Source organism: Microbacterium sp. NPDC056569, assembly GCF_042793475.1.
In the GTDB taxonomy this organism is placed as follows: domain Bacteria; phylum Actinomycetota; class Actinomycetes; order Actinomycetales; family Microbacteriaceae; genus Microbacterium.
Window position 1 is genome coordinate 71678 of sequence record NZ_JBHTUV010000010.1, and the last position, 26608, is coordinate 98285.

The following is a 26608-nucleotide window of genomic DNA, read 5'->3' on the forward strand; positions in this document are numbered from 1 at the left end:
CACCGCACCGCCGCCCCGCTCGAGCCCCACCCAGACACCCCGAACACGCACGCATTCGCACGCACACGCAAGGATCCGCATGAAGACCGCCGAGATCGCACAGCGCTTCCTCGATTACTTCGAGAAGAACGGCCACACCATCGTCCCCTCGGCATCGCTGGTGACCGACGACCCGGCGCTCCTGTTCACGGTGGCCGGCATGGTGCCCTTCATCCCGTATCTGTCGGGCGACGTGCCCGCTCCGTACCCCCGGGCGGCCGACAACCAGAAGTGCATCCGCACCAACGACATCGAAGAGGTCGGCAAGACGCCGCGTCACGGCACGTTCTTCCAGATGCTCGGCAACTGGTCCTTCGGGGACTACTTCAAGGAGGGCGCGATCCGCTACGCGTGGGATCTGCTGACGACGCCCGAGGCCGAGGGGGGCCTGGGCTTCGACCAGAAGGACCTGTGGGTCACCGTCTATGAAGAGGACGACGAGGCGCACGACCTCTGGCTGCAGCTGACCGATCTGCCGGAGGAGCGCATCCAGCGCCTCGGCAAGGACACGAACTACTGGAGCACCGGTCTTCCGGGTCCTGCCGGCCCCTGCTCGGAGATCTTCTTCGACCGCGGCCCGGAGTACGGCATCGACGGCGGTCCCGCCACCGACGACGACCGCTACGTCGAGATCTGGAACCTCGTGTTCATGCAGTACGAGATCACCAACGTGCGCTCGAAGTACGACTTCGACATCGTCGGCGAGCTGCCGAACAAGAACATCGACACCGGCATGGGCCTCGAGCGCATCGCGTTCATCAAGCAGGGCGTCGACAACATGTACGAGACCGACCAGGTGCGCCCGGTCCTCGACAAGGCCGTCGGGCTCTCGGGCCGCACCTACGGCGCGAACCACGACGACGACGTGCGCTTCCGCGTCGTCGCCGACCACGTCCGCTCGTCGCTCATGCTCATGTCGGACGGCGTCACCCCGTCCAACGACGGCCGCGGCTACATCCTGCGCCGCCTCATGCGCCGCGTGATCCGCTCGATGCGCCTGCTCGGGGTCGACGGACCGACTTTCGCCGTCCTCTTCGAGGCGTCCCGCGACGCCATGAAGGACGCCTACCCGGTCGTCGAGGCCGACTGGGCCCGCATCTCGCAGTACGCGCTCGCGGAGGAGGCGACGTTCCTGCGCACCCTCGCGGCAGGGGAGTCGATCCTGGACGAGTCGCTCACCGAGACCAAGGCCGCGGGTGGCACCACCCTGACGGGTGCCGAGGCGTTCCTCCTCCACGACACCTACGGCTTCCCGATCGACCTCACCCTCGAGATCGCCGAGGAGGCCGGCCTCAGCGTCGACCGCGCGGCGTTCGACGGCCTCATGCAGGAGCAGCGCGCACGCGCCAAGGCCGACGCGCGGGCACGCAAGCGCCAGCTCGCCGACACCAGCGTGTACCGCGACCTGCGCGCGCAGGGCGAGACCGTCTTCACCGGCTACACCGACCTCGAGGCCGAGTCCCAGGTGCTCGGCATCCTCGTCGACGGCGTCTCGGTCGACCGCGCGAGCGTGGGGCAGATCGCCGAGGTGATCCTCGCCGAGACCGCGCTGTACGCCGAGTCCGGCGGGCAGGTCGCCGACAAGGGCGTCATCGTCGGGCCAGGGTACGAGCTCGAGGTGCTCGACGTGCAGAAGCCGGTGCCCGGGCTGATCAGCCACACCGTCGAGGTGTCGACGGGTGAGGTGGGCGTCGGCCAGGCCGCGACGACGGTGGTGGATGCCGCGAACCGACGCGCCGCCCGGCAGGCGCACTCCGCGACGCACCTGGTGCACGCGGCGTTGCGCGACACCCTCGGCAAGACGGCGACGCAGGCGGGCTCGCTCAACCGCGCGGGCTACATGCGCTTCGACTTCTCGTGGGGACAGGCGCTGTCCGACGACACCAGGAGCGAGATCGAGGAGATCGCGAACAACGCGGTGCGCGACAACCTCGAGGTCACCACGCGCGTGCTCCCGCTCGACGAGGCCAAGTCGCTCGGCGCGATGGCGCTGTTCGGCGAGAAGTACGGCGACACCGTGCGCATGGTCGACATCGGCGGCCCGTGGTCGCGCGAGCTCTGCGCCGGCACGCACGTGTCGACGAGCGCCGAGGTCGGACTCATCAGCCTCGTCGGCGAGTCGTCGGTGGGCGCGTCCAACCGCCGCGTCGAAGCGCTCGTCGGTCTGGACGCGTTCCGCTCACTCGCGGCCGAGCGGGCGCTCGTGTCGCAGCTCACGACCTCGCTCAAGGCGCCGCGCGAGCAGCTGCCCGCGCGCATCGCGGAGCTCCAGGCGAGCCTCAAGGCCGCCGAGAAGAAGATCGCCGCCTTCGAGGCGAAGGCTCTCGGCGACCGGCTCCCCGCACTCGCGGCGGCCGCGACCCGCGTCGGCGACACGGTCGTGGTGGCCGAGTCGCTCGGCGGCGCGGCATCCGCCGACGACGTCCGCTCGCTGGCCCTGCAGGTGCGCGAGCGCCTCGGCTCCGACGCGGCGGTCGTCGCCCTCGGCGCGGTCGTGAACGACCGTCCGGTCGTGATCGTCACGACCAACGACGCCGCCCGCGCGGCCGGCGCGAAGGCCGGCGTGCTCGCCAAGGGCGCCGCGGGCGTGCTCGGCGGCGGCGGAGGCGGTCGCGACGACGTGGCGCAGGGCGGCGGAACGGATGCTGCGGCCCTGCCCGCGGCGCTGACCTCGGTCAAGGACGCGCTCGGCGCGTGAGCGCAGCGCCGATGAGCACCTGGCGGCGGGGGACGCGGCTCGGCATCGATGTGGGCAAGGCCCGGGTCGGGGTCGCGAAGTGCGACCCCGACGGGCTGCTCGCGACTCCGGTGGAGACCGTGCCGCGCGACGACGGATCCGTGGCGCGCATCGTGGCCCTCGCGGAGGAGTATTCGGCGGTCGAGCTCTACGTGGGCCTGCCGCTGAACATGCGCGGCGAGGACACCGCCTCGACCCAGGACGCCCGGGACTTCGCCGCAGCACTGGCGGCAGCATCCGGGCTTCCGCTGCGGCTCGTCGACGAGCGCCTTTCCACCGTCTCGGCACACGCGGCGCTGCGCAGTTCGGGCAGAACACAGCGTTCGTCGCGTAACATCGTGGACCAGGTCGCCGCGGTCGTCCTGCTTCAGCAAGCGCTCGACGTCGAGAAGAGCACCGGACGACCCCCCGGAACCCCCGTCCCCCAGGAGCCCGCCTGATGCCCGACTCATCGCCCCACGGCGAAGCAGTTCCCCCGTCGCGCCGCGCCGCCCGCGAGGCAGCGCGACGGGCGGCGACGGGGGCGACGCCGACGACGCCGGACGCCGCGGCCGCTGCGCCCGCGCCGGCCCCGGCTCCTGCCGCCCCGGCGCCCACGTGGGAATCGCTCATCACCGGCTCCACTCCCGTCGTCGGGAGCGGTCCCGGTACCTCCGCGCCGTCGGCGCCGGCCGCACCGGTCGATCAGCCGACGCCGGGCAGCGGATTCCAGCCGGTGCCGCTGCGCACGCCGCGTCCGACGACGGAGCCCATCGACATCGGCACGCCGGCCGATGACGACCCTTGGATCTTCGCCTCCGCCGGCGCCAGCCCCGCGATGCCGTACAGCCGCGGTGCGGCGGCGCCGGCTGCTGCGGCGGCTGCCGCTCCGTCGGCGGCCCGGGGCACGATGACCGTCCGCGACGAGGCCGACGAGCCGTCGGCTCCGTCCGGCTCGCTCGAGGATCTCTTCAGCGGGTCCGCCTCGACGAACGACATCGGGCACACGCCCCCGCCGCCGAACAAGAAGCGCCGGCGCATCGGCGGCTGGATCGCCCTCGGCGTGGTGCTGCTGATCCTCGGCGGCATCGCTGCCGGCGGCCTGTACGTGTGGAACACGTACGAGGACAAGATCCGCGAGGTCATGGGGTGGGAAGAGCCCAAGGACTACGAGGAGGGACTCGCGAACGGCGAGACGTTCGTCACGATCGAGTCCGGTTTCACCGGTCAGCCGATCTCGGAGGCGCTGTACGACGCCGGCGTGACGAAGACTCCGGACGCGTTCTACGACTACCTCATCAAGAGCGAGCAGAACCCCACCTTCCAGCCGGGCGTCTACAGGCTGCAGAAGGAGATGACCAGCGAGGCCGCCCTGGCGATGCTGCTGGATCCCGCGAACAAGCAGGAGTTCACCGCCCAGATCCCCGAGGGCTTCACCGTCGAGGGCACGCTCCAGCGGATCTCCGAGGGCACCGGCATCCCGCTCGAGGAGCTCACCGCCGCCGCGGCTGATCCTTCGGCGTACGGCGTGGCGGCCGATCCGGACGTCGTGGCGGCAGGCGGACAGCCGCTCGAGGGCTGGCTGTTCCCGGCGACCTACACGTTCGACCCCAGCGTCACGGCGCAGTCGGCGATCCAGGCCCTCGTCGACCGCACGAAGCAGTCGCTCGACACCGCCGGCGTGCCGGAGGAGAGGCGCCAGGAGATCCTGACGACCGCGTCGATCATCCAGCGCGAGGCGCGCTTCGAGGACGACATGAAGAAGGTGGCGCGTGTCATCCAGAATCGCCTCGACCCGAACAACCAGGAGACGTTCGGCAAGCTCCAGATGGACTCGACCGCGCAGTACGGATACGGAGAGATGCACGATGGGACGGTGAGCTCGTCCGAAGAGGCGCTCAACGACCCGAACCCCTGGAACACGTACGTGCACACCGGGCTGCCGGTCGGGCCGATCGCCAACCCCGGCGACGTCGCGATCGATGCCGCGATGCACCCGGCGGACGGCCCCTGGCTCTACTTCGTGACGGTGAACCTGAACACGGGCGAGACGCAGTTCAGCGCCACCTACAGCGAGCACCTGCGGTACGTCGAGCAGTGGCAGCAGTGGTGCCGCGACAACCCGGGCTCGGGGTGCTGAGCCCCCACGCGTCGCGTCTGGAGGTCTGGGGCGACCCGATCGCGCACAGCCGCTCGCCCGAACTGCATGCCGCGGCGTACGACGTACTGGGACTGGATTGGGCGTACGGGCGCCGCCGCGTGGACGAAGCGTCGTTCGGCGGCGAGCTCGCAGGACTCGACGGCACGTGGCGGGGCCTGTCGCTCACCATGCCGCTGAAAGGCGTCGCGTTCGCGGCCGCGGCGATGCGCGACCGCCGCGCCGAACTGACCGGTGCGGTCAACACGCTGCTGCTCGACTCCGACGGTCACCGCGGCTTCAACACCGACGTCGGCGGCATCGTCCGCACGCTCGCGGACGACGGCATCACGACCCTCCCGCGGGCGCGCATCGTCGGCGCCGGCGCCACCGCGACGTCGGCCCTGGTCGCGCTCGGAGAGCTCGGCGCCCGCGAGGTGGACGTGGTCGCGCGACGCCCCGAAGCCGTCGTGCCGCTCGCCGCCCTCGGCGACCGGATGGGCGTGACCGTCACGACGACGCCGTTCTCAGCATCCGTGCACGGTGAGGTTCCCCTCACGATCGCGACCCTTCCCGGCGACGCGCCGGTCACGGATGCTGCGGCCGACGCCCTCGCCCGGTCCGGCGGACTGCTGCTCGACGTCGTCTACGGCCACTGGCCCACCGCGCTGTCGGCCGCGTGGGAGCGCGCGGGCGCAGACGCGCGCTCGGGACTCGGGATGCTGCTGCACCAGGCGCTGCTGCAGATCCGCATCTTCCGGGACGGTGATGTCGACACCCCGCTCGACCGCGAAGGCGAGGCGCTGGCGGCGATGCGGCGATCCCTCGAGGAGCCGGCGACGGCGTAACGGCCTCCCGGGGCGTGGGAGACTGGACCAATGCTCCGCGTGCTCACGGCCGGCGAATCGCACGGCCCCGAACTCGTCGCCATCATGGAGGGCCTGCCTGCGGGCGTCCCCATCTCCCGCGCCGCGATCCAGGCGGATCTCGCGCGCCGCAAGCTGGGCTACGGCCGCGGTTCGCGCATGAAGTTCGAAGAGGACGAGCTCACGATCTCCTCCGGCGTCGTGCACGGCACGACCCTCGGCAGCCCCATCGCCCTGCGCATCGGCAACACCGAGTGGCCGAAGTGGGTCGAGGTCATGAGCGCCGAGCCCGTGGAGCTCACGGAGAAGTCCCGCGGCCGCGGCGCGGCGCTCACGCGCCCCCGCCCGGGCCACGCCGACCTCGTCGGCATGCAGAAGTACGGCTTCGACGAGGCCCGCCCGATCCTCGAGCGCGCCAGCGCCCGCGAGACGGCCGCGCGCGTCGCCCTCGGCGCACTCGCGCGCGCGTTCCTGGCCGAGCTCGGCATCCGCCTCGTCAGCCACACGCTCTCCATCGGACCGGTGCAGGTGCCGGCCGGCGCCACGCTGCCCACGCCCGACGACGTCGACGCGCTCGACGCCGACCCGCTGCGCTGCTTCGACCCCGCCACCAGCGCGGCGATGGTCGCCGAGGTCGACGAGGCCCGCAAGGACGGCGACACCCTCGGCGGCATCGTCGAGGTGCTCGCCTACGGCCTGCCGCCGGGGCTCGGCTCCCACGTGCACTGGGACCGCCGTCTCGACGCGAAGCTCGCGCAGGCGCTCATGAGCATCCAGGCGATCAAGGGCGTCGAGGTCGGCGACGGCTTCGAGACCACGCGCCGCCGCGGCTCCGCCGCGCACGACGAGCTGTTCGTGGCCGGCGACGGCATCACCCGGTCGAGCGACAAGGCCGGCGGCACCGAGGGCGGCATGTCGACCGGCACCGTGCTGCGCGTGCGGGCGGGGATGAAGCCCATCGCGACCGTGCCGCGCGCCCTGCGCACCGTCGACGTCGCGACCGGAGACGCCGCGTCTGCCCACCACCAGCGCTCGGACGTGTGCGCCGTGCCCGCTGCGGGCGTGGTCGCCGAGGCCATGGTCGCGGTCGTGCTCGCCGACGTCGTGCTCGAGAAGTTCGGCGGCGACAGCGTCGCCGAGACGCGCCGCAACCTCGAGGGCTACCTCGCGGCGATCCCCGACGCGCTGCACAGTGCGGCGGAGAGCGACGCCGGCCTCGCCGACCATGACCTCGCCCTCTGACGCCGTCGTGCTGATCGGTCCCATGGGGGCCGGCAAGACCAGCATCGGCAAGAAGGCGGCTCGCGCGCTGGGTGTGCCGTTCTTCGACACCGACGCGGCGGTCGTGCGCGACCACGGACCGATCGAGCAGCTGTTCGTCGAGCGCGGCGAAGCCCACTTCCGCGCCGTCGAGCGCGCCGCCGTCGTCGAAGGGCTCGCCACCGGCGGCGTCGTCTCGCTGGGCGGAGGCGCCGTGCTGCACCCCGAGACCCGTGCCGACCTCGCCGCCCACCGGGTCGTGCTGCTGACCGTCGCACCGCGCGTGGTGGCCGGCCGCGTGCGCGACTCGAACCGGCCGCTGCTGCAGGGCGACGACGCGATCGAGCGCTGGATGGCGATCTTCGCGGAGCGCCGCCCGGTGTACGAAGAGCTCGCCGATGTCACGTTCGACACCTCGAGCGGGCCCGTGCAGGACGTCGTCGACGCGCTCGTCGCGTGGATCCGCGGGGGCGACGTCGACCCGTCGACCCGTGTCGGCGCAGAGCAGAAGGAGCAGACCGCATGACGGATGCCACGACCATCACCGTGAGCGGAGACGCGAGCTACGACATCACCGTGGGACACGGCATCCTGTCGTCCCTCGGCGATGCGCTGCCGCCCGCCGCACGCAAGGTGCTCGTGATCCACCCGCCGACCCTCGCCGCCGAAGCGGAGCGGCTGCGCGCGCAGCTCGTGGGCGACCGCGAGGTGCTGCTCGCCGAGATCCCCGACGCCGAAGCGGGCAAGCGCATCGAGGTGGCCGCGTTCTGCTGGCAGGTCATGGGCAAGGCCGACTTCACGCGCACGGACGCCGTCGTGGGCTTCGGCGGCGGAGCGGTCACCGACCTCGCCGGGTTCGTGGCGGCGACGTGGCTGCGCGGCGTCGAGGTCGTGCAGGTGCCGACCACCGTGCTCGGCATGGTCGACGCCGCCGTCGGCGGCAAGACCGGTGTGAACACCGCCGAGGGCAAGAACCTGGTGGGCGCGTTCTGGGCGCCGCGCGGCGTCCTCTGCGATCTCGACCTGCTCGACTCGCTGTCGCGCAACGAGCGGGTCGCCGGCTTCGCCGAAGTGGTCAAGGCCGGCTTCATCTGGGCTCCCGAGATCCTCGAGCTCATCGAGGCGGACCCCGAGACCGCCGTCGATCCGCAGAGTGCCGCGTTCCGCCGCAGCATCGAGCTCGCGATCGAGATGAAGGCGCGCGTCGCGGGGGAGGACCTCCGCGAAGCCGGCCTGCGCGAGATCCTCAATTACGGCCACACCCTCGGCCACGCCATCGAGCATGCCGAGCGGTACCGCTGGCGCCACGGCGCAGCGATCTCGGTCGGCATGGTCTTCGCCGCCGAGCTGTCGCGCCTCGCGGGGCGACTTCCGGATTCCGCCGCCCAGCGTCACCGCGACATCCTCGAGTCGCTCGGCCTGCCGACGAGCTACCGGCCCGGCGCGTGGCCGCAGCTGCTGTCGACGATGCAGCGCGACAAGAAGAGCCGCGGCGGGATGCTCCGCTTCATCGTGCTCGACGACATCGCCAAGCCCACGGTGCTGCAGGCGCCCGACGAGTCGCTGCTGTTCGCCGCGTACCAGGAGGTCGCCGGGTGACCGCGCCCATCGTGCGCCGCATCCGCTCCGACGAGTGGCAGGCGGTGCGCGAGCTGCGGCTCGAGTCCACCAGCGACCCCGACGCCGGCATCGCCTTCCTCGAGACGCCGGATCAGGTCGCCGCGCGTCCGGACCAGTTCTGGCGGGACCGCGCCGAGCTCGCCGCGGGCAGCGAGACGGCCGCCCAGTTCGTCGCCGTGGTCGACGACACGTGGGTCGGAAGCCTCTCGGTGCTGATCCGCGCGACGGGGCAGACCGATCACCTGGGCCGCTTCGTGGACGACCGCCGGGCGGACGTCGTCGGGGTGTACGTGAACCCTGCCCACCGCGGCTCCGGCGCCGTCGATCTCCTGCTCGCGGCGGCAGCGGAATGGGCGGGCTCCCTCGGCCTGCACCGGCTCAGCCTCGACGTGCACCGCGACAACCCGCGCGCGCAGGCCGCCTATCGCCGGGCGGGCTTCGTGCCCACCGGCGAGACGTTCACGAGCCGGATCGGGCCCGAGATCGTCATGTCGCGACCCCTCCCGTGACACACGGCAGGGCGGCGGCGGAGTCCGCTGATATCGTGCCACGGTGACCACGCCCCGCCGCCTCCTCCTCGTCAACGGACCCAACCTCAACCTGCTGGGAACCCGCGAGCCCGCGCTCTACGGCACGGCGACGCTCGCCGACGTGGAGCGGCTGACGACGGATGCTGCGGCCCGGCGCGGCTTCGAGGTGCGGGCGGTGCAGAGCAACCACGAGGGCGTGCTGCTCGACGCGATCCACGCCGCGCGGGAGGACTGCGCGGGCATCGTCGTCAACCCGGGCGGCCTCGCCCACACCTCGGTGGTGCTGCGCGACGCCCTGGCGGGCGTGGCGCTGCCCGTCGCCGAGGTGCACATCACGAACGTCCTCGCCCGCGAGGAGTTCCGCCACCACTCGTACATCGCCGACGTCGCGCTCGTGCACGTGATCGGCGAGGGTGTGATCGGGTACGAGACGGCCGTCGCGCGCCTCGTCGACATCATCACCGGGCAGGCCGAGGGCTGACGAATCGGCCGGGGACCAGGCATCCCGTAGAATCGAACGTCGGCATATCCGGTCCCCGAGCTCGTCGAAGGGGCAGCGATCGCCTCCTTCACTTCAACGAAACGGATTCGCACCCTCATGGCTTCCACCGCAGACATCAAGAACGGCGTCGTCCTCTCGATCGACGGACAGCTCTGGAACGTCATCGAGTTCCAGCACGTCAAGCCGGGCAAGGGCGGCGCGTTCGTCCGCACGAAGCTGAAGAACGTCGTCTCGGGCAAGGTCGTCGACCGCACGTACAACGCGGGCGCGAAGATCGACATCGAGAACGTGGACCGCCGCGACTTCACCTACCTCTACAACGACGGCGACAACTTCGTGTTCATGGACGTCGAGGACTACGACCAGATCAACGTCGGCGCGGCGACGGTCGGCGACGCCGCGCACTTCCTGCTCGAGAACCAGCAGGTGCAGATCGCGCTCAACAACGGCAACCCGCTCTACGTCGAGCTGCCGGCATCCGTCGTCCTCGAGATCACCTACACCGAGCCGGGCCTGCAGGGCGACCGCTCGTCGGCCGGCACGAAGGCTGCGACCGTCGAGACGGGCTACGAGATCCAGGTGCCGCTGTTCGTCGAGACGGGCACCAAGGTCAAGGTCGACACGCGCACGGGCGACTACCTCGGCCGCGTCAACTGACGCCCGGGCAGCTGACCGATGAGTGCCCGTACGAAGGCGCGCAAGCGCGCCCTCGACATCCTCTTCCAGGCCGACGTGCGCGGCGATGAGCCTGCGACCGTACTCGCGGCCGAGGCCAAGCGCGCGGCGAACGAGCCCGCCCGCCAGGCCTCGTGGCTGTACGCGCGCGAGATCGTCGACGGCGTGATCGACAACCAGGACGCGATCGACGAGCAGATCACGACGTTCGCGAAGGACTGGACGCTCGCCCGCATGCCCGCGGTCGACCGCGCGGTGCTGCGCATCGGCGCGTGGGAGATCCTCTACAACGACGAGGTTCCGACCGCGGTCGCGATCGACGAGGCTGTCGAGCTGGTCAAGGAGTTCTCGTCCGACGAGTCCGGCCCGTTCGTGCACGGCGTGCTCGCCCGCATCGCCCGCGCGAGCTGACGACGACCGGGCACCCGTCCCGGGTGTCGGGGGGACTTGGCAGGATGGATGCCGTGACCCCGCCGTCCGCCGGACCCCCTCCGTTCGTCGACCCCGGGCACATCCGCCGGTTCGCCGACAGCGGCACGTACGAACGCGGCGTCGGGTACTTCGCCGATGGCGCGGTCGAGCGCGTCGAATGGGATCCCGTCGCCTGCGTCGTCGAGGCTGTCGTCGCCGGCAGCGGCGGGCGCACCTACCGCAGTCGCGTCCGCCTCGATCCGCAGCGCGCCGACCATCCGATCGCGGCGACGTCGTGCACATGCCCCGTGCAGTTCGACTGCAAGCACACCGTGGCGACGCTGCTCGCGAGCAATCGTCTCGCGTCGGCCGCGCCTTCCCCCGACAGCGGATCGTCGTGGCGGGCCGTGTTCGCGAGCGCGGCGCCGCCGCGGCCGGTGCGCACCGCGCTGGCCCTCGGGGTCGAGCTCCGCCAGCGGATACGGCGGGGTGCGTCGACGTGGGCGCCGGCGCGCGTCGAGTCCGCGACGCCGCGCAGTCTGCACCAGCACGGAGCGGACGTGCTCGTCGGTCTCCGGCCGCTCGAGCGCTCGGGCCGCTCGGACGCGTGGATCAAGGGCGCCGTCTCATGGGACGCGCTGCGACGGCCCACCACCGCCTATGACCCCGCGCAGGCGCGCTGGTTCGCGGAGCTGCACAGCATCGGCCGCGACGTCCGCTCGTTCGGCGCCTTCTCCGACGTGTCGGAGTGGCTCACCCTCGACGACATAGAGTCGAGCCTGCTCTGGCCGCACCTCGCAGCCTCCGAGGGTCTCGGCATCCCGTTCGTCCCGACCAAGCGCACCACGACCGTCGTCCTCGCGACCTCCGCCACGGTGGCCGTGCGGGCGCACCGCACCGGTCGCGGGCTCGAGATCGCGCCCCTCGTCACGATCGACGGAGAGCACACGGATGCCGCGGCCCTGCGTCCCGTCGGACGCACGGGGGTGTACCGGTTCGCGGTCGACCACGAGCGCCTCGACCTCGTGCTCGCCGCCGTGCAGCTGCCCGACCCCGTTCCCGCGCTGCTCACGGCGCGCGAGCCGGTCGTGGTGCCCGGCCCGGAGGCCGAGGAGTTCGTCCGGGAGCACCTGCCCCGGATCGCGCGCCGGGTCGAGATCGACGCACCGGGGATCGACATCGCCGCACCGCCCCGGCCTCGCCTCGTCGCCCGCGTGCACTTCGAGCCGAATCACCGGCTCGTGTACACGCTGTCGTGGCGGTATGGCGACGGTGACCTCCTGGGGCTCGACGCGACCGGTGAAGACCGCGACCCGTCCGCCGAGGCGGCGGTCCGAGACCGCGTCGAGTCGCTGTGGCGCGACCACGCTCCCGTCGACTTCGCCTCCGCCGACACCCTCACGGGCCTCGACGCTGCGGAGTTCGCGTCGCGGCTGCTGCCGCTGCTCGAGGCCGACTCCGACGTGAGCGTCGAGATCTCGGGGGAGCGCCCGCAGTACCGCGAGCTCGCCGGCGACCCGCGCATCGACATCACGACGGTCGAGACGAACGACCCGGACTGGTTCGACCTCGGCGTCGTGGTGACGATCGACGGCCGCCGCGTACCCTTCGGCACGCTCTTCACGGCGCTTTCGCGCGGCCGCAAGAAGATCCTGCTCAGCGACGGCGCGTACTTCTCGCTGTCCCATCCCTCGCTGCAGCGCCTGCGCGACCTCATCGACGAGGCCGGCGAGCTCGAAGAGTGGGAGACCGGACCCCGCATCAGCCGTTACCAGACCGCCCTCTGGGCGGACTTCGAGGACCTCGCCGACGAGGCGCAGCCCGCGGTGTCGTGGCGCGCGACCGTCGAGGCGCTGCGCGACGCCGACGGCGTGCCGTCCGCCCCCTTGCCCGCCGGCGTCCACGCAGAGCTGCGTCCGTATCAGCGCGTCGGGTACGACTGGCTCGCCTTCCTGTGGGAGCACCGGCTCGGCGGCATCCTCGCCGACGACATGGGTCTCGGCAAGACGCTGCAGCTGCTGGCCCTCATCGCCCACGCGCGCGAGCAGGGGGAGCGGCGGCCGTTTCTCGTGGTCGCCCCGACGTCGGTGCTGTCGACCTGGCGGAGCGAGGCGGCGAGGTTCACCCCCGACCTGCGGGTGGCCGTCGTCGATGCGACGCGCGCGAAGCGCGGCACGACGGTGACGGATGCCACCACCACCGCCGACGTCGTCGTCACTTCGTACACGCTGCTCCGTCTCGACGAGCGCGAGTTCGGCGCGGTGGCGTGGGCCGGCCTCATCCTCGACGAGGCGCAGTTCGTGAAGAACAGCCAGACCAAGGCCTATCGAGCCGCGCGCGACCTCTCCGCCGACGTGGTGTTCGCGGTCACCGGCACCCCCCTGGAGAACAGCCTCACCGAGCTGTGGGCGCTGCTGTCGCTGACCGCGCCGGGGCTGTTCGCGTCGAGCCGGAGATTCCGCGAGGAGTACGTCGGCCCGATCGAGAAGGGCAAGGTGCCCGAGAACCAGGAGGGCGGGGCCTACCGCGCCGGGCGTCTCGCACGCCTTCGCCGCCGCATCCGCCCGCTCGTGCTGCGCCGCACGAAGGATCTCGTGGCCGCCGACCTCCCCGCCAAGCAGGAGCAGGAGGTGCGTATCGAGCTGGGTGCTGCGCACCGCGCCCTCTACGACACCGTGCTGCAGCGCGAGCGCCAGAAGGTGCTCGGACTCCTCGACGACCTCGACCGCAACCGCTTCATCGTGTTCCGCTCGCTGACCCTGCTCCGGATGCTGAGCCTGGCGCCCGAGCTGGTCGACCCCGCGCACGCGAGCATCGCTCCGAGCAAGCTCGCGGCGCTCTTCGAGCAGCTCGACGAAGCACTGGCGGAGGGGCACCGCGCGCTCGTCTTCAGCCAGTTCACGTCGTTCCTGGGTCTGGTCGCGACGCGGCTCGTGGCACGCGGCATCCCTTACGCATACCTCGACGGATCGACGCGCGACCGCGACGCCGCCGTCGCCGCCTTCCGCGGGGGAGAGGCGCCGGTGTTCCTCATCAGCCTCAAGGCCGGCGGGTTCGGCCTGACGCTGACCGAGGCGGACTACGTGTTCCTCCTCGACCCGTGGTGGAACCCCGCCGCCGAGGCGCAGGCGGTCGATCGTGCACACCGGATCGGCCAGCACCGCAGTGTGATGGTCTACCGCCTCATCGCGAGCGGCACGATCGAGGAGAAGGTGATGGCGCTGCAGCAGCGCAAGGCGCGGCTCTTCCGCTCGGTGATGGACGACGACGCGCTGTTCGGGCAGGCGCTGACGGCCGACGACATCCGCGGCCTCTTCGAGGACTGACGGCCGCGGCGGGCGCGGCCCGGTCCCGCGGATCCGGTTTTGCACGGCGGGCGATCCGGTCCGCCCGGAGGGCGTCGCCTAGACTCGTCTGGTTCGACAGGAGGGCAACCCCATGCGCATCACGGGCCTCGGCCACGCCGGAATGTTCATCGAGACGGCGGAAGGAAGCATCCTCTGCGACCCGGTGATCGGGCCGACCTTCTTCGGGTCATGGTTCCCGTTCCCCGACAACCGGGGACTCGACTGGGAGACGTACGGCAAGGCCGACTTCCTGTACATCTCCCACCGCCACCGCGACCACTTCGACCCGGCGCTCATGCACAGGTACGTGCCGAAGACCATCAAGGTCCTCCTGCCGGACTATCCGACCGACGACCTCGAGCAGGATCTGCGAAAGCTCGGCTACGACAACATCGTCTACACGCAGGCCGGTGTGCCGCTGGAGTTCGGCGACCTCAAGGTCATGGTCACGCCGCTGCGCGCACCGAGCGACGGCCCGATCGGCGACTCGTCCCTCTCGGTGGACGACGGTACCGCCAGCATCCTGAACCAGAACGACTCCCACCCGCTCGACCTCGAGAAGCTGATGTCGTTCTCGAAGCCCGAGGCGTACTTCACGCAGGTGTCGGGCGCGATCTGGTGGCCGATGGTCTACGACCTGCCTCAGGACGCCAAGCAGAACTTCGCGAAGCTCAAGCGCGACGCGCAGAACAAGCGCGCCATGTACTACATCGAGAAGGTCGACGCCGAGCACGTCTTCCCGATGGCGGGGCCACCCATGTTCCTGCGCGAAGAGCTCTTCAAGTACAACGGCTACGGCCTCGACGACGACGCGATCTTCACCGACCAGCGCCAGTTCCTCGCGCACATGGCGGAGCTGCGTCCCGACCAGAAGGGCTACGAGTTCGTGCCCGGCACCGTCGTCGAGCTCGACGGCGGGGAGATCTCGGTGACTCAGACGCTCTACACCCAGGCCGAGATCGACCGGGTCTTCGACGACAAGTGGGCCTACCTCGCCGAGCAGCGCGACTCGCGCCAGGACGAGGTGCGCGCCGAGGAGGCGACGCGGGCCGCCGTGCTCCCGCCCGACGAGATGCTCGCCGCGATCAAGGAGTGGTGGGAGCCGCTGCTGCGCCGCGCGCGCACCATCCGCAACGGCGTGGGCGGCGTGGTGCGCTTCCGCATCGGCGAGCTCGACATGGTGGTGGACTTCCCGAAGGCGAAAGTCCGCGAGTACGCCGAAGACGACGAGTGCATCTACTGGTACACCATCCCCGCCGACCTCGTCTCGACCAACATCGCGGACCACGAGATCGACTGGTCGAACTCGATCTTCCTCTCGATGCAGTTCGAGGTCGGGCGCAGCGGGAAGTTCAACGAGTTCCTCACGACCTTCCTCAAGTGCCTCTCGCGCGACCGGATCGAGTACGTCGAGAACTGGTATGCCGAGCAGACCGACCAGACCGAGGACGCCCAGCTCGGCGACTGGATCGTGCAGCGCCGCTGCCCGCATCTGCGCGCCGACCTCACCAAGACCGGCAAGATCGAGGACGGCGTGCTCACGTGCTCGCTCCACGACTGGAAGTGGGACCTCGCGAGCGGAAAGTGCCTGACGAGCCAGGGGCACCCGATCCGCGCGTCCCAGGTCGAGGACGACCTTTACCGCGCGGCGACGAGTCCCGCGGCCTGACCGGCATCCGGAACGCCGTCTCGTTGTAGATCTTCGACAACGAGGCGGCGGTTTCGTCCCCGGGTTTGTGTACAGGGTGCGCCAATCTGCGATGGCGCGTATCACTGCGCGGTCCGTTCGGGTCCTGATCACCGTGCCCGCGATCGCGGGCGATCCGAACCCGAAGGAGTCACGCCATGACCACCGTTCCCATCCACGGCGCCGGCGGCGTCGTTCCCGCGTCCACCGGTCGCCCGAACCCGCTGCGCTCCGTCCTCGCCGTCGAGGCCCGGGCCGAGGCCGCACTCAAGGTGTCGCTGCAGCGCTGGAGCATCCCCGCCCTGCGCGTCGCGCTCGGCGCCGTCTTCGCCGTCTTCGGCGCCCTGAAGCTCATCCCCGGTGTGAGCCCGGTCGAGGCGCTCGTGAGCGCCACGTGGGAGAAGCTCACGTTCGGCCTCGTGAGCGGCCAGGCGGCGCTCGTCGCCACCGCCGTCATCGAGGTCGCCGCCGGGGCACTGCTGATCGCCGGCGGGGCGTTCGCCCGAGTCGGCCTCGTCGTCCTCGCACTCGCGTTCGTCGGCATCCTGTCGCCGATCGTGCTGCTGCCCGCCGAGGTCTTCGGCCCGGTCGGCCCGACCCTCACCGGTCAGTACATCTTCAAGAACGTCGTGCTGATCGCCGCTGCGCTCGTCGTGGCCTCCCGCGTGCTCCGCGGCCCGGCACCACGCAGCTGACGGCTCACGTCCACACCGCGAGGGCCGACCCCGGTTCGGGGCCGGCCCTCGTGGTGTCGTAGACTGGTCGGCGATCACAGCAACCTTTAACACCGTCCTGTGAGGCGGAGAAGGGAGCGGCGGATGAGCACGCGCACCGTGCTGCACGAGGCCGACATCGCCCGGGCCCTGACTCGGATCTCCCACGAGATCCTCGAGTCCAACAAGGGTCCCGAAGGACTGGTCCTCCTCGGCATCCCCACTCGCGGCGTCACGCTCGCCCATCGGGTGGGCGCGCTCGTCGCCCAGTTCGGCGGCGCCCCCATACCGGTCGGGTCGCTCGACGTCACGATGTACCGCGACGACCTGCACCGGAACCCGACCCGCGCACCGCAGCCGACGCAGATCCCGGCCGGCGGCATCGACGGCAAGGTCGTCGTGCTCGTGGACGACGTGCTCTTCTCCGGTCGCAGCATCCGTGCCGCTCTCGACGCCCTTCAGGACATCGGCCGCCCGGCCGCCGTGCGGCTGGCGACGCTGGTCGACCGCGGACATCGCGAGCTTCCGATCCGGCCCGACTTCGTCGGCAAGAACCTGCCGAGCTCGCGCGAGGAGCGCGTGAACGTGCGCCTCGCCGAGACCGACGGCGTCGAGGAGGTGACGATCGAGTCATGAGGCATCTGCTCGACACCCAGACCCTGTCCCGCGAGGACGCGCTGCGCATCCTCGACGTCGCCGAGGACATGGCCGACACGCAGCGGCGTGAGGTCAAGAAGCTGCCGACCCTTCGGGGCAAGACCGTCGTCAACCTCTTCTTCGAGGACTCCACACGCACGCGCATCTCGTTCGAGGCGGCGGCGAAGCGGCTGTCGGCCGACGTCATCAACTTCTCGGCGAAGGGCTCCAGCGTCTCGAAGGGCGAGTCCCTCCAGGACACCGCGCAGACGCTTCAGGCGATGGGGGCGGACGCCGTCGTCATCCGCCACGGCGCGTCCGGGGCACCGCGCACCCTCGCGACGAGCGGCTGGATCAGCGCGGGCGTCGTCAATGCCGGCGACGGGACGCACGAGCATCCCACGCAGGCCCTGCTCGACGCGTTCACGATCCGCAAGCGCCGATTCGGCGACGACAGCCGCGGCCGGGACCTCGCCGGCGTCAAGGTCACCATCGTCGGCGACGTCCTGCACTCGCGCGTCGCACGCTCCAACGTGTGGCTGCTGAACACCCTGGGCGCCGACGTCACCCTCGTGTCGCCGCCCACGCTGGTGCCGCAGGACACGTCGAGCTGGCCGGCACGGGTGCTGTACGACCTCGACGAGGCGATCGCGGCCGAACCGGACGCCCTCATGATGCTGCGCATCCAGCTGGAGCGCATGAACGCTGCGTATTTCCCCACTGAACGGGAGTATTCGCGTCGCTGGGGCCTCGACGCACGCCGTCTGCAGGCGTTGGGAGCGGATAGCATTGTCATGCACCCCGGACCCATGAACCGGGGCCTGGAGATCTCCGCAGAAGCCGCTGACTCGCCGCGCTCGACCGTGCTCGAGCAGGTGGCCAACGGCGTCTCGGTGCGCATGGCCGCGCTCTACCTGCTGCTGGCGGGCGCGGAGCGCACCCCGGTCGAGTCCACGTCCGCGGCGGACGCCGTCGCCCCGGACGGCACAGAGAAGGAGAACACCCGATGAGCGAGACCCTTCTCTTCCGCGGAGCACTGGTCGAAGGATCGACCGCCGCCGACGTCCTCGTGGAGGACGGCGTGATCGCCGCCGTCGGCGCCGACGTCAGCCGTGCCGGCGCGACCGAGATCGACGTCGACGGCCTCGTGCTGCTGCCGGGCCTCGTCGACCTCCACACGCACCTGCGCGAACCGGGGTACGAGGCATCCGAGACGATCCTCACCGGTTCGCGCGCCGCCGCGGCCGGCGGGTACACCGCCGTGTTCGCGATGCCCAACACCTCTCCCGTGGCCGACACGGCCGGTGTCGTCGAGCAGGAGCTCGCCCTGGGCGAGGCCGCCGGCTACGTCACCGTGCAGCCGATCGGCGCCGTCACCGTCGGCCAGAAGGGCGAGCGACTCGCCGAGCTCGGCGCCATGGCCGACTCGCGCGCCCGGGTGCGCGTCTTCAGCGACGACGGCTTCTGCGTGTGGGACCCGCTCATCATGCGGCGGGCGCTCGAGTACGTGAAGGCGTTCGACGGCGTCATCGCGCAGCACGCGCAGGATCCCCGTCTCACCGAGGGCGCGCAGATGAACGAGGGCGCCGTGTCGGCCGAGCTCGGTCTCGCGGGCTGGCCCGCCGTCGCCGAGGAGTCGATCATCGCCCGCGACGTGCTCCTGGCCGAGCACGTCGGCTCGCGCCTGCACGTCTGCCACCTCTCGACGGCCGGGTCGGTCGAGATCATCCGCTGGGCCAAGCGCCGTGGCGTGAACGTCACCGCAGAGGTCACCCCGCACCACCTGCTCCTCACCGACGAGCTCGTGCGCGACTACGACGCCCGCTTCAAGGTGAACCCGCCGCTGCGCCGCGAGGAGGACGTGCTCGCGGTGCGCGAGGGCCTCGCCGACGGCACGATCGACATCGTCGCCACGGACCACGCGCCGCATCCCGCTGAGGCGAAGGCGTGCGAGTGGCACGCGGCCGCCAACGGCATGGTCGGGCTCGAGAGCGCGCTGCGCGTCGTGCAGCAGTCGATGGTCGACACGGGCCTCATCACGTGGGGCGACGTCGCCCGCGTCATGTCGCGCGAGCCCGCCCGCATCGGGCGGCTCGCGGGACACGGCACGCCGCTCACCGAGGGCCAGCCGGCATCGCTCGCGTTCTACGACCCGTCCCCGCGCCGCACGTTCACGGCGGACGACCTGCGCGGTCGGAGCAAGAACTCGCCGTACCTGGGCCGGGAGCTCCCGGGTGACGTGCGCTGGACGCTGCACCAGGGCACCGTCACGGTGGCCGACGGCGCCCTCCTCGACAGCCCGGGGGAGCGCGCATGACCCGGGAGGCCGCCCTCGGCGTCATGGTCGCGGTCACCATCGCCCTGCTCGGCGTACTCGTGTGGGCCTGGTGGCGACGAACGCGGCGCGACGCCGCGCTGGTCGCGCCGGTCGGCGAGATCCCCGCGGGGGCGGCGACGCTCTCGGCGTTCCCGACGCTCTACGTCGCGACCACGCGTCACGACGAGCCGCTCGAGCGCCTGGCGATCGGCGGCCTCGCGTTCCGCTCGCGCTCCGACGTGACCGTGACCGATGCCGGCGTCGCGCTCGACCTGACGGGCAAGCCGCGCGTGTTCCTCGCTGCCGACCGCATCGAGGACGTCGCGCAGGCCACGGTCGCGATCGACCGCGTCGTCGAGCCCGACGGCCTCGTGCGCCTCGCATGGCGCCTCGACGACGGCACCGTCGTCGACTCCTATCTCCGACCCCAGGATGCCTCGGCCCGCGCCCTCGCGGACGCCGTGGCCGGCATCCTTCCCCCGACCCAGACGGGAACCGACGCATGACCTCCCTGTTCCAGACCGACCCGGCCGTCCTCGTGCTCGAGGACGGGACCCGCCACCGCGGGCGCGCCTACGGCGCCCTCGGCACCACCATCGGCGAGGTGGTCTTCGCCACCGGCATGACCGGCTACCAGGAGACCCTCACCGACCCCTCGTACGCGGGCCAGATCGTGCTGCAGACGGCACCCCACATCGGCAACACCGGGATGAACGACGAGGACCCGGAGTCGCGACGCATCTGGGTGTCGGGCTACATCGTGCGCGACCCTTCCCGCGTCGTGTCGAACTGGCGCGCCGACGAGTCCCTCGACGACGCGCTGGTGAGCGACGGCGTCGTCGGCATCAGCGGCATCGACACGCGCGCGGTCACGCGTCACATCCGCTCGGCCGGCAGCATGCGCGGCGCCATCTTCTCGGGCGACGCCGCGCGGATCGACCCCGATGAGCAGCTGCGTCTGGTGCGCGAAGCGCCCGAGATGGCCGGCCAGAACCTCTCGGCACAGGTCTCGGTGGCCGCGGCCGAGGTCACCCCCGCGAAGGGCGAGCGCATCGGCAACCTCGCGGTGCTCGACCTCGGCGTCAAGCAGGCCACGGTCGACAACCTGGCCGCGCGCGGCTTCGACGTGCACGTGCTCCCCCAGGACGTGACGATCGACGGCATCCGCGCGATCGACCCGGTCGCGGTGTTCTACTCGAACGGCCCCGGCGACCCCGCCGCGTCGGGCGACCACGTCGACCTGCTGCGCGGCGTGCTCGACGACGGCCTGCCGTTCTTCGGCATCTGCTTCGGCAACCAGCTGCTCGGCCGCGCCCTCGGGCTCGGCACCTACAAGCTGCCGTTCGGCCATCGCGGCATCAACCAGCCCGTGCTCGACAAGGCCACCGGCCGCGTCGAGATCACCGCGCACAACCACGGCTTCGCGGTCGACGCGCCCGTCGACGGCGAGTTCGACAGCCCGAACGGCTACGGCAAGGTCGAGGTCAGCCACGTCGGCCTGAACGACCAGGTCGTCGAGGGCCTGCGTGCGCTCGAGATCCCGGCGTTCTCGGTGCAGTACCACCCCGAGGCCGCCGCCGGACCCCACGACGCCAACTACCTGTTCGACCGCTTCCGCGACCTCGTCGTCGCGAACCTCGAGAAGAAGGCCGCGAAGTAATGCCCAAGCGCGACGACATCAACTCCGTCCTCGTCATCGGATCCGGCCCGATCGTCATCGGCCAGGCGTGCGAGTTCGACTACTCGGGCACGCAGGCCTGCCGCGTGCTGCGCGAGGAGGGCGTGCGCGTCATCCTCGTGAACTCCAACCCGGCGACGATCATGACCGACCCGGACTTCGCCGATGCGACGTACATCGAGCCCATCAACTGGCGCGTGATCGAGACGATCATCGCGAAGGAGAAGCCCGACGCCATCCTGCCGACGCTCGGCGGCCAGACGGCGCTCAACGCTGCGATCGACCTGCACAAGCACGGCATCCTCGAGAAGTACGGCGTCGAGCTCATCGGCGCCGACTTCGAGGCGATCAACAAGGGCGAGGACCGCCAGATCTTCAAGGAGCTGGTGATCGCGGCCGGCGCCGATGTCGCGGCATCCGTCATCTGCCACACGATGGACGAACTGCTCGCCGGTGCCGAGAAGCTCGGCTACCCGCTCGTCGTGCGCCCCTCGTTCACGATGGGCGGCCTCGGGTCGGGCTTCGCGTACGACGAGGAGGACCTCCGCCGCATCGGCGGCGCGGGCCTGCACGACTCGCCGACCAACGAGGTGCTGCTCGAGGAGTCGATCCTCGGGTGGAAGGAGTACGAGCTCGAGCTCATGCGCGACACCGCCGACAACACGGTCGTCGTCTGCTCCATCGAGAACGTCGACCCCGTGGGTGTCCACACCGGCGACTCGATCACCGTCGCGCCGGCGCTCACACTCACCGACCGCGAGTACCAGAAGCTGCGCGACATCGGCATCGACATCATCCGCGCCGTGGGCGTCGACACCGGCGGCTGCAACATCCAGTTCGCGGTGGACCCGAAGACGGGCCGCATCATCGTCATCGAGATGAACCCGCGCGTCTCGCGCTCGTCGGCGCTCGCATCGAAGGCGACCGGCTTCCCGATCGCGAAGATCGCCGCGAAGCTCGCGATCGGCTACCGCCTCGATGAGATCCCGAACGACATCACGAAGGTGACGCCCGCGAGCTTCGAGCCCACGCTCGACTACGTGGTCGTGAAGGTGCCGCGCTTCAACTTCGAGAAGTTCCCGGCCGCCGACACCACCCTCACCACCACGATGAAGTCGGTGGGCGAGGCGATGGCGATCGGCCGCAACTACGCGACCGCGCTGCAGAAGGCGCTGCGCTCGCTCGAGAAGCGCGGCTCCAGCTTCCACTGGGGCGACGAGCCGCGGTCCGTCGACGAGCTGCTCGAGATCGCGAAGACCCCGACCGACGGCCGCATCGTCGTGCTGCAGCAGGCCCTCCGCAAGGGCGCGACGATCGAGCAGGCGTTCGAAGCCACCAAGATCGACCCGTGGTTCCTCGACCAGATCGTCCTCATCAACGAGGTCGCCGAGTTCGTGGCGAAGGCAGGGGAATTGGATGCCGCCACCCTGCGCATCGCGAAGGAGCACGGCTTCAGCGACGCCCAGATCGCGCATCTGCGCGGCGACACGGAGGTGCAGGTGCGCGGTGTGCGCCACGGCCTCGGCATCCGTCCCGTCTACAAGACCGTCGACACGTGCGCGGGGGAGTTCCCGGCTCTCACGCCCTACCACTACTCGAGCTATGACTTCGAGACCGAGGTCACGCCGTCGGAGCGCACGAAGGTCGTCATCATCGGCTCGGGCCCGAACCGCATCGGCCAGGGCGTCGAGTTCGACTACTCGTGCGTGCACGCGTCGTTCGCCCTCGCGGACGCCGGCTACGAGACCGTCATGGTCAACTGCAACCCCGAGACCGTGTCGACCGACTACGACACGTCCGACCGCCTGTACTTCGAGCCGCTGACCCTCGAGGACGTCCTCGAAGTGCTGCACGCGGAGGCGCAGTCGGGGAAGATCCTCGGCGTCATCTGCCAGCTCGGCGGCCAGACGCCGCTGGGCCTCGCGAAGGGCATCGAAGAGGCGGGCTACACGATCCTGGGCACGAAGCCCGCCGCGATCGACCTCGCCGAGGAGCGCGAGCTCTTCTCGCGCCTGCTCGACGACGCCGGACTCGTCGCGCCGCGCAACGGCACCGCGATCGACGTCGAGGGCGCCGTCGCGGTCGCCGAGGAGATCGGCTACCCGGTCCTGGTGCGCCCGAGCTTCGTGCTGGGCGGCCGCGGCATGGAGATCGTGTACTCGACCGAGGCGCTGCGCGACTACTTCGTCCGCGTCGCGGGCGAGGCGATCATCGGCCCGGGTCTCCCGCTCCTCGTGGACCGCTTCCTCGACGACGCCATCGAGCTCGACGTGGATGCGCTGCACGACGGCGACGAGCTCTACATCGGCGGCGTCATGGAGCACCTCGAGGAGGCCGGCATCCACTCCGGCGACTCGTCGTGCACGCTGCCGCCGGTGAGCCTCGGCCGCACCGACATCGACCGCGTCCGCGAGGCGACACGCGCCATCGCCGAGGGCGTGGGCGTGCGCGGCCTGCTCAACGTGCAGTTCGCGATCTCGGCGGGCGTGCTCTACGTCATCGAGGCGAACCCCCGCGCCAGCCGCACCGTGCCCTTCGTGTCGAAGGCGCTCGGCATCCCGCTCGCGAAGGCCGCATCGCGCATCATGGCCGGCGCCACCATCGCCGAACTGAAGACCGAGGGACTCCTGCCCGAGCAGGACGGGTCGCGCGTGCCGCTGGACGCCCCCGTCGCCGTCAAGGAGGCCGTGCTGCCGTTCAAGCGGTTCCGCACCCGCGACGGCCAGACCGTCGACTCGGTGCTCGGCCCCGAGATGCGCTCCACCGGCGAGGTCATGGGCATCGACCGCGACTTCCCGACCGCGTTCGCGAAGTCGCAGGAGGCCGCGTACGGCGGCATGCCGCAGTCGGGCACCGTGTTCATCTCGGTCGCCGACAGCGACAAGCGCGCGGTGATCCTGCCTGCGCACCGCCTTCAGGAGCTGGGCTTCGACCTCGTCGCGACAGAGGGCACCGCCGAGATCCTCGCCCGCAACGGCATCGACGTCCGGGTGGTGAACAAGTACTCCGAGACGCAGGATTCCGGCGGGACGAACATCGTCGACCTCATCAACGCGGGCGACATCGACATCGTCGTGAACACCCCGTCCGGCGGCGCCACGCGCGCCGACGGGTACGAGATCCGCGCCGCCGCGGTGGCCGGCGACAAGGCGCTGTTCACCACGATGGCCGTGCTCGGCGCCGCCGTGAGCGCGCTGCCGGTGCTGCGCGAAGGCTTCAAGGTCAAGAGCCTGCAGGAGTACGCGGCCGACCGGGTGGGCGCATGACCTCATTCGGCGAGCGCATCCGCGCGGGGATGGCGACGCATGGGCAGCTGTGCGTCGGCATCGATCCGCATGCCCACCTCCTGGCCGAGTGGGGATTGGATGCCTCTGCCGCCGGTGTGCGCGAATTCGGCCTGCGCGTGGTCGAGGCCGCCGCGGGCCGGGTCGCCGTCGTCAAGCCGCAGGTCTCGTTCTTCGAGGTCCACGGCTCGGCGGGCTTCGCCGCCCTCGAGGACGTGCTCGCGGCGGCGCGCGACGCTGGTCTGCTCGTGATCGCCGACGCCAAGCGCGGCGACATCGGCACCACGATGGACGCGTACGCCCAGGCGTGGCTGACGCCCGGCTCGTCGCTCGAAGCCGACGCGCTCACGGTGAGCCCGTTCCTGGGTGTCGGTGCACTCGACGGCACGTTCGACCTCGCCCATCGCCAGGGCAAGGGCGTTTTCGTCCTCGCGGCGACGAGCAACCCCGAGGCGCTCGGGCTGCAGCGCGCGCACCATGCCGACGGCGACACCGTCTCCGCCGGCATCGTTCGCGACGTCTCCGCCCGCAACGCGAGCATCACGCCCGCCGGCGAGTGGGGGAGCCTGGGCTTCGTCATCGGCGGCACCGTCGACTGGACGGACGCCGGCCTCCGGCCGTTCGCTCCGGTGGCGCCGATCCTCGGCCCGGGCTTCGGCCACCAGGGCGCGGAACCGCAGCACCTCGGTGCGCGCTTCGGCGTCCTGGCAGAAGCGGTGATAGCGTCGGAGAGCCGCAGCATCCTGGCTGCCGGACCCGACCGGCTCGCCGCGCGCATATCCGAGCGCGCCCTTCTCTACCGTGGTGATTGACATGCCCGATTCGCGCACTCCGCTACAGGCGGATCCGCTCCACACCCCCAGCGCTCACGTGCGGCCGCCCGAGGTCGACCGTGTGGCGGCCTCGCGTCGCGCCGTCGCCGCCCGCCGTGAACGCGCCGCCCTCAAGAAGGACGTCGCGATGCGGGTGATCACGCCGCAGGAGCTCCTGCGGCGTGCCCTCGCCGAGCCCACCTCGCCCGCGGGCGCGATGCGCGTGCCCGAGTTCCTCACCGCGATCCCCGCGATCGGCGAGGGCAAGCGCGACCGCATCCTGCAGGAGCTCGAGATCTCGCCGGTCAAGCGGCTCGGCGGCCTCGGCTCGCGCCAGCGCGAGGACCTGCGCCGGTTCCTCGACGCCCGCTGGCCCGAGGTCGAGCCCCGCGGCGGCCGCAGCCGCCTCGTCGTGCTCGCCGGCCCCACCGCCGTGGGAAAGGGCACGGTGGCCGCCCACATCAAGGAGCACCATCCCGAGATCGTGCTGTCGGTGTCGGCGACCACGCGCGCCCCGCGCCCGGGCGAAGTGGACGGAGAGCACTACTTCTTCGTGGACGACGCCGAGTTCGACCGCATGATCGAGGACGGCGAGCTGCTCGAGCACGCGACGGTCCACAACGCCCACCGCTACGGCACGCCGCGCCGTCCGATCGAGAAGGCCCTCGCAGAGGGCCGCACGGTCCTCCTCGAGATCGACCTGCAGGGCGCCCGCCAGGTGCGCGAGGCGGATCCGTCGGCCACACTCGTCTTCCTGCTGCCGCCGAGCTGGGACGAGCTCGTGCAGCGTCTCGTCGGCCGCGGCACCGAGGACGCCGCGGAGCGGGCCCGGCGCCTGCGCACGGCGAAGACCGAGCTGGCCTCGCAGGGCGAGTTCGACTACCGCGTCGTGAACGACGACGTCGCCCACGCGGCCGACGAGGTCGCCCGCCTCGCGCGCTGAGGCCACCCGCACACGCGGGAACCCGGAACCGTCGCGTAGAATGGTGGGATGCCTCGGCACCCCGGGGCTCCGCAGACTCTCATTCCATCCGATCCAGGAGGTTTCGCCATGGCCGGAACGAACCAGGGCATCATCGAGCCCCCCATCGACAGCCTGCTCGAGAAGGTCGACTCGAAGTACCAGCTCGTGATCTTCGCGTCCAAGCGCGCGCGCCAGATCAACGACTACTACTCCGACCTCCACGAGGGCAACCTGTTCGACAACGTGGGCCCGCTCGTCGACTCGACCGTCGAAGACAAGCCGCTCACCATCGCGATGCACGAGATCCACGAAGACAAGCTGCGCTTGCGCCGCGCGGAGTAATCCGTCGCAACCTCGATGCCCCCGAAGACGGCCGTGTCCGTCCTCGGGGGCATACTGGTGTCCGCCCCTCGG

General features: G+C 71.1%; 23 protein-coding genes. All 23 read left to right on the forward strand.

What is annotated here, in order from left to right; all coding sequences use genetic code 11:
- The first annotated feature begins 79 nt into the window (after nucleotides 1–79).
- The 23 genes from alaS to rpoZ all read left to right on the forward strand — a co-directional run bounded on the left by alaS (nucleotide 80) and on the right by rpoZ (nucleotide 26536).
- On the forward strand, nucleotides 80–2737 hold the full coding sequence (gene alaS, locus ACFQ7C_RS12890) for an alanine--tRNA ligase (protein WP_378901512.1): 2658 nt from the start codon (nucleotides 80–82) through the stop codon (nucleotides 2735–2737).
- 11 nt (nucleotides 2738–2748) lie between these two features.
- The gene (gene ruvX / locus ACFQ7C_RS12895) at nucleotides 2749–3216 is read left to right on the forward strand and encodes a Holliday junction resolvase RuvX (RefSeq protein ID WP_378901891.1); all 468 of its coding nucleotides are present in this window, start codon (nucleotides 2749–2751) and stop codon (nucleotides 3214–3216) included.
- Nucleotides 3216–4895 carry an endolytic transglycosylase MltG gene (mltG, locus tag ACFQ7C_RS12900; RefSeq protein WP_378901515.1) on the forward strand — a complete coding sequence of 560 codons (1680 nt, stop codon included), beginning with the start codon at nucleotides 3216–3218 and terminating at the stop codon, nucleotides 4893–4895. The genes ruvX and mltG overlap by 1 nt, the downstream gene beginning before the upstream one ends.
- Nucleotides 4865–5740, forward strand: coding sequence for a shikimate dehydrogenase family protein (locus tag ACFQ7C_RS12905; RefSeq protein WP_378901518.1), 876 nt, complete (start codon nucleotides 4865–4867; stop codon nucleotides 5738–5740). The genes mltG and ACFQ7C_RS12905 overlap by 31 nt, the downstream gene beginning before the upstream one ends.
- Before the next feature lie 30 nt (nucleotides 5741–5770).
- A complete protein-coding gene (gene aroC / locus ACFQ7C_RS12910; RefSeq protein ID WP_378901521.1) occupies nucleotides 5771–7000 on the forward strand; it encodes a chorismate synthase in 1230 nt (409 codons plus the stop codon).
- Nucleotides 6984–7544 carry a shikimate kinase gene (locus tag ACFQ7C_RS12915; RefSeq protein ID WP_378901524.1) on the forward strand — a complete coding sequence of 187 codons (561 nt, stop codon included), beginning with the start codon at nucleotides 6984–6986 and terminating at the stop codon, nucleotides 7542–7544. Before aroC ends, ACFQ7C_RS12915 begins: the two co-directional genes overlap by 17 nt.
- Nucleotides 7541–8617 (forward strand): 3-dehydroquinate synthase, encoded by a 1077-nt coding sequence (aroB, locus tag ACFQ7C_RS12920; RefSeq protein ID WP_378901527.1) that lies wholly within the window; start codon nucleotides 7541–7543, stop codon nucleotides 8615–8617. The genes ACFQ7C_RS12915 and aroB overlap by 4 nt, the downstream gene beginning before the upstream one ends.
- Nucleotides 8614–9147, forward strand: coding sequence for a GNAT family N-acetyltransferase (locus ACFQ7C_RS12925; RefSeq protein WP_378901530.1), 534 nt, complete (start codon nucleotides 8614–8616; stop codon nucleotides 9145–9147). Before aroB ends, ACFQ7C_RS12925 begins: the two co-directional genes overlap by 4 nt.
- Nucleotides 9148–9190: 43 nt before the next feature.
- Nucleotides 9191–9649 (forward strand): type II 3-dehydroquinate dehydratase, encoded by a 459-nt coding sequence (gene aroQ / locus ACFQ7C_RS12930; RefSeq protein WP_378901533.1) that lies wholly within the window; start codon nucleotides 9191–9193, stop codon nucleotides 9647–9649.
- A 117-nt stretch (nucleotides 9650–9766) separates the two neighbouring features.
- Entirely contained in the window at nucleotides 9767–10327 is a 561-nt protein-coding gene (gene efp, locus ACFQ7C_RS12935) for an elongation factor P (protein ID WP_045302503.1), read from the forward strand.
- Nucleotides 10328–10345: 18 nt separating this feature from the next.
- Nucleotides 10346–10756, forward strand: coding sequence for a transcription antitermination factor NusB (gene nusB / locus ACFQ7C_RS12940; protein ID WP_378901536.1), 411 nt, complete (start codon nucleotides 10346–10348; stop codon nucleotides 10754–10756).
- Nucleotides 10757–10809: 53 nt separating this feature from the next.
- Nucleotides 10810–14082, forward strand: coding sequence for an SNF2-related protein (locus tag ACFQ7C_RS12945; RefSeq protein ID WP_378901540.1), 3273 nt, complete (start codon nucleotides 10810–10812; stop codon nucleotides 14080–14082).
- A 112-nt stretch (nucleotides 14083–14194) separates the two neighbouring features.
- Nucleotides 14195–15772, forward strand: a complete 1578-nt coding sequence (locus tag ACFQ7C_RS12950; protein WP_378901543.1) for a Rieske 2Fe-2S domain-containing protein — start codon at nucleotides 14195–14197, stop codon at nucleotides 15770–15772.
- Nucleotides 15773–15948: 176 nt separating this feature from the next.
- On the forward strand, nucleotides 15949–16485 hold the full coding sequence (locus ACFQ7C_RS12955) for a DoxX family protein (RefSeq protein WP_378901546.1): 537 nt from the start codon (nucleotides 15949–15951) through the stop codon (nucleotides 16483–16485).
- Between the two features lie 123 nt (nucleotides 16486–16608).
- Nucleotides 16609–17139, forward strand: coding sequence for a bifunctional pyr operon transcriptional regulator/uracil phosphoribosyltransferase PyrR (gene pyrR, locus ACFQ7C_RS12960; RefSeq protein WP_378901549.1), 531 nt, complete (start codon nucleotides 16609–16611; stop codon nucleotides 17137–17139).
- A complete protein-coding gene (locus tag ACFQ7C_RS12965; RefSeq protein WP_378901552.1) occupies nucleotides 17136–18149 on the forward strand; it encodes an aspartate carbamoyltransferase catalytic subunit in 1014 nt (337 codons plus the stop codon). The genes pyrR and ACFQ7C_RS12965 overlap by 4 nt, the downstream gene beginning before the upstream one ends.
- Nucleotides 18146–19456 (forward strand): dihydroorotase, encoded by a 1311-nt coding sequence (locus ACFQ7C_RS12970; protein ID WP_378901555.1) that lies wholly within the window; start codon nucleotides 18146–18148, stop codon nucleotides 19454–19456. The genes ACFQ7C_RS12965 and ACFQ7C_RS12970 overlap by 4 nt, the downstream gene beginning before the upstream one ends.
- A complete protein-coding gene (locus ACFQ7C_RS12975) occupies nucleotides 19453–19962 on the forward strand; it encodes a hypothetical protein (RefSeq protein WP_378901558.1) in 510 nt (169 codons plus the stop codon). The genes ACFQ7C_RS12970 and ACFQ7C_RS12975 overlap by 4 nt, the downstream gene beginning before the upstream one ends.
- Nucleotides 19959–21116, forward strand: a complete 1158-nt coding sequence (gene carA / locus ACFQ7C_RS12980; RefSeq protein WP_378901561.1) for a glutamine-hydrolyzing carbamoyl-phosphate synthase small subunit — start codon at nucleotides 19959–19961, stop codon at nucleotides 21114–21116. Before ACFQ7C_RS12975 ends, carA begins: the two co-directional genes overlap by 4 nt.
- Entirely contained in the window at nucleotides 21116–24400 is a 3285-nt protein-coding gene (gene carB / locus ACFQ7C_RS12985; protein WP_378901564.1) for a carbamoyl-phosphate synthase large subunit, read from the forward strand. Before carA ends, carB begins: the two co-directional genes overlap by 1 nt.
- A complete protein-coding gene (gene pyrF, locus ACFQ7C_RS12990) occupies nucleotides 24397–25230 on the forward strand; it encodes an orotidine-5'-phosphate decarboxylase (RefSeq protein ID WP_378901567.1) in 834 nt (277 codons plus the stop codon). Before carB ends, pyrF begins: the two co-directional genes overlap by 4 nt.
- A 1-nt stretch (nucleotide 25231) precedes the next feature.
- Nucleotides 25232–26173: a guanylate kinase gene (gene gmk, locus ACFQ7C_RS12995; protein ID WP_378901570.1), complete on the forward strand. Its 942-nt coding sequence runs from the start codon at nucleotides 25232–25234 to the stop codon at nucleotides 26171–26173.
- 108 nt (nucleotides 26174–26281) lie between these two features.
- Complete coding sequence (rpoZ, locus tag ACFQ7C_RS13000; RefSeq protein ID WP_018170775.1) at nucleotides 26282–26536, forward strand: DNA-directed RNA polymerase subunit omega; 255 nt, start codon at nucleotides 26282–26284, stop codon at nucleotides 26534–26536.
- The last annotated feature ends 72 nt before the right edge of the window (nucleotides 26537–26608 follow it).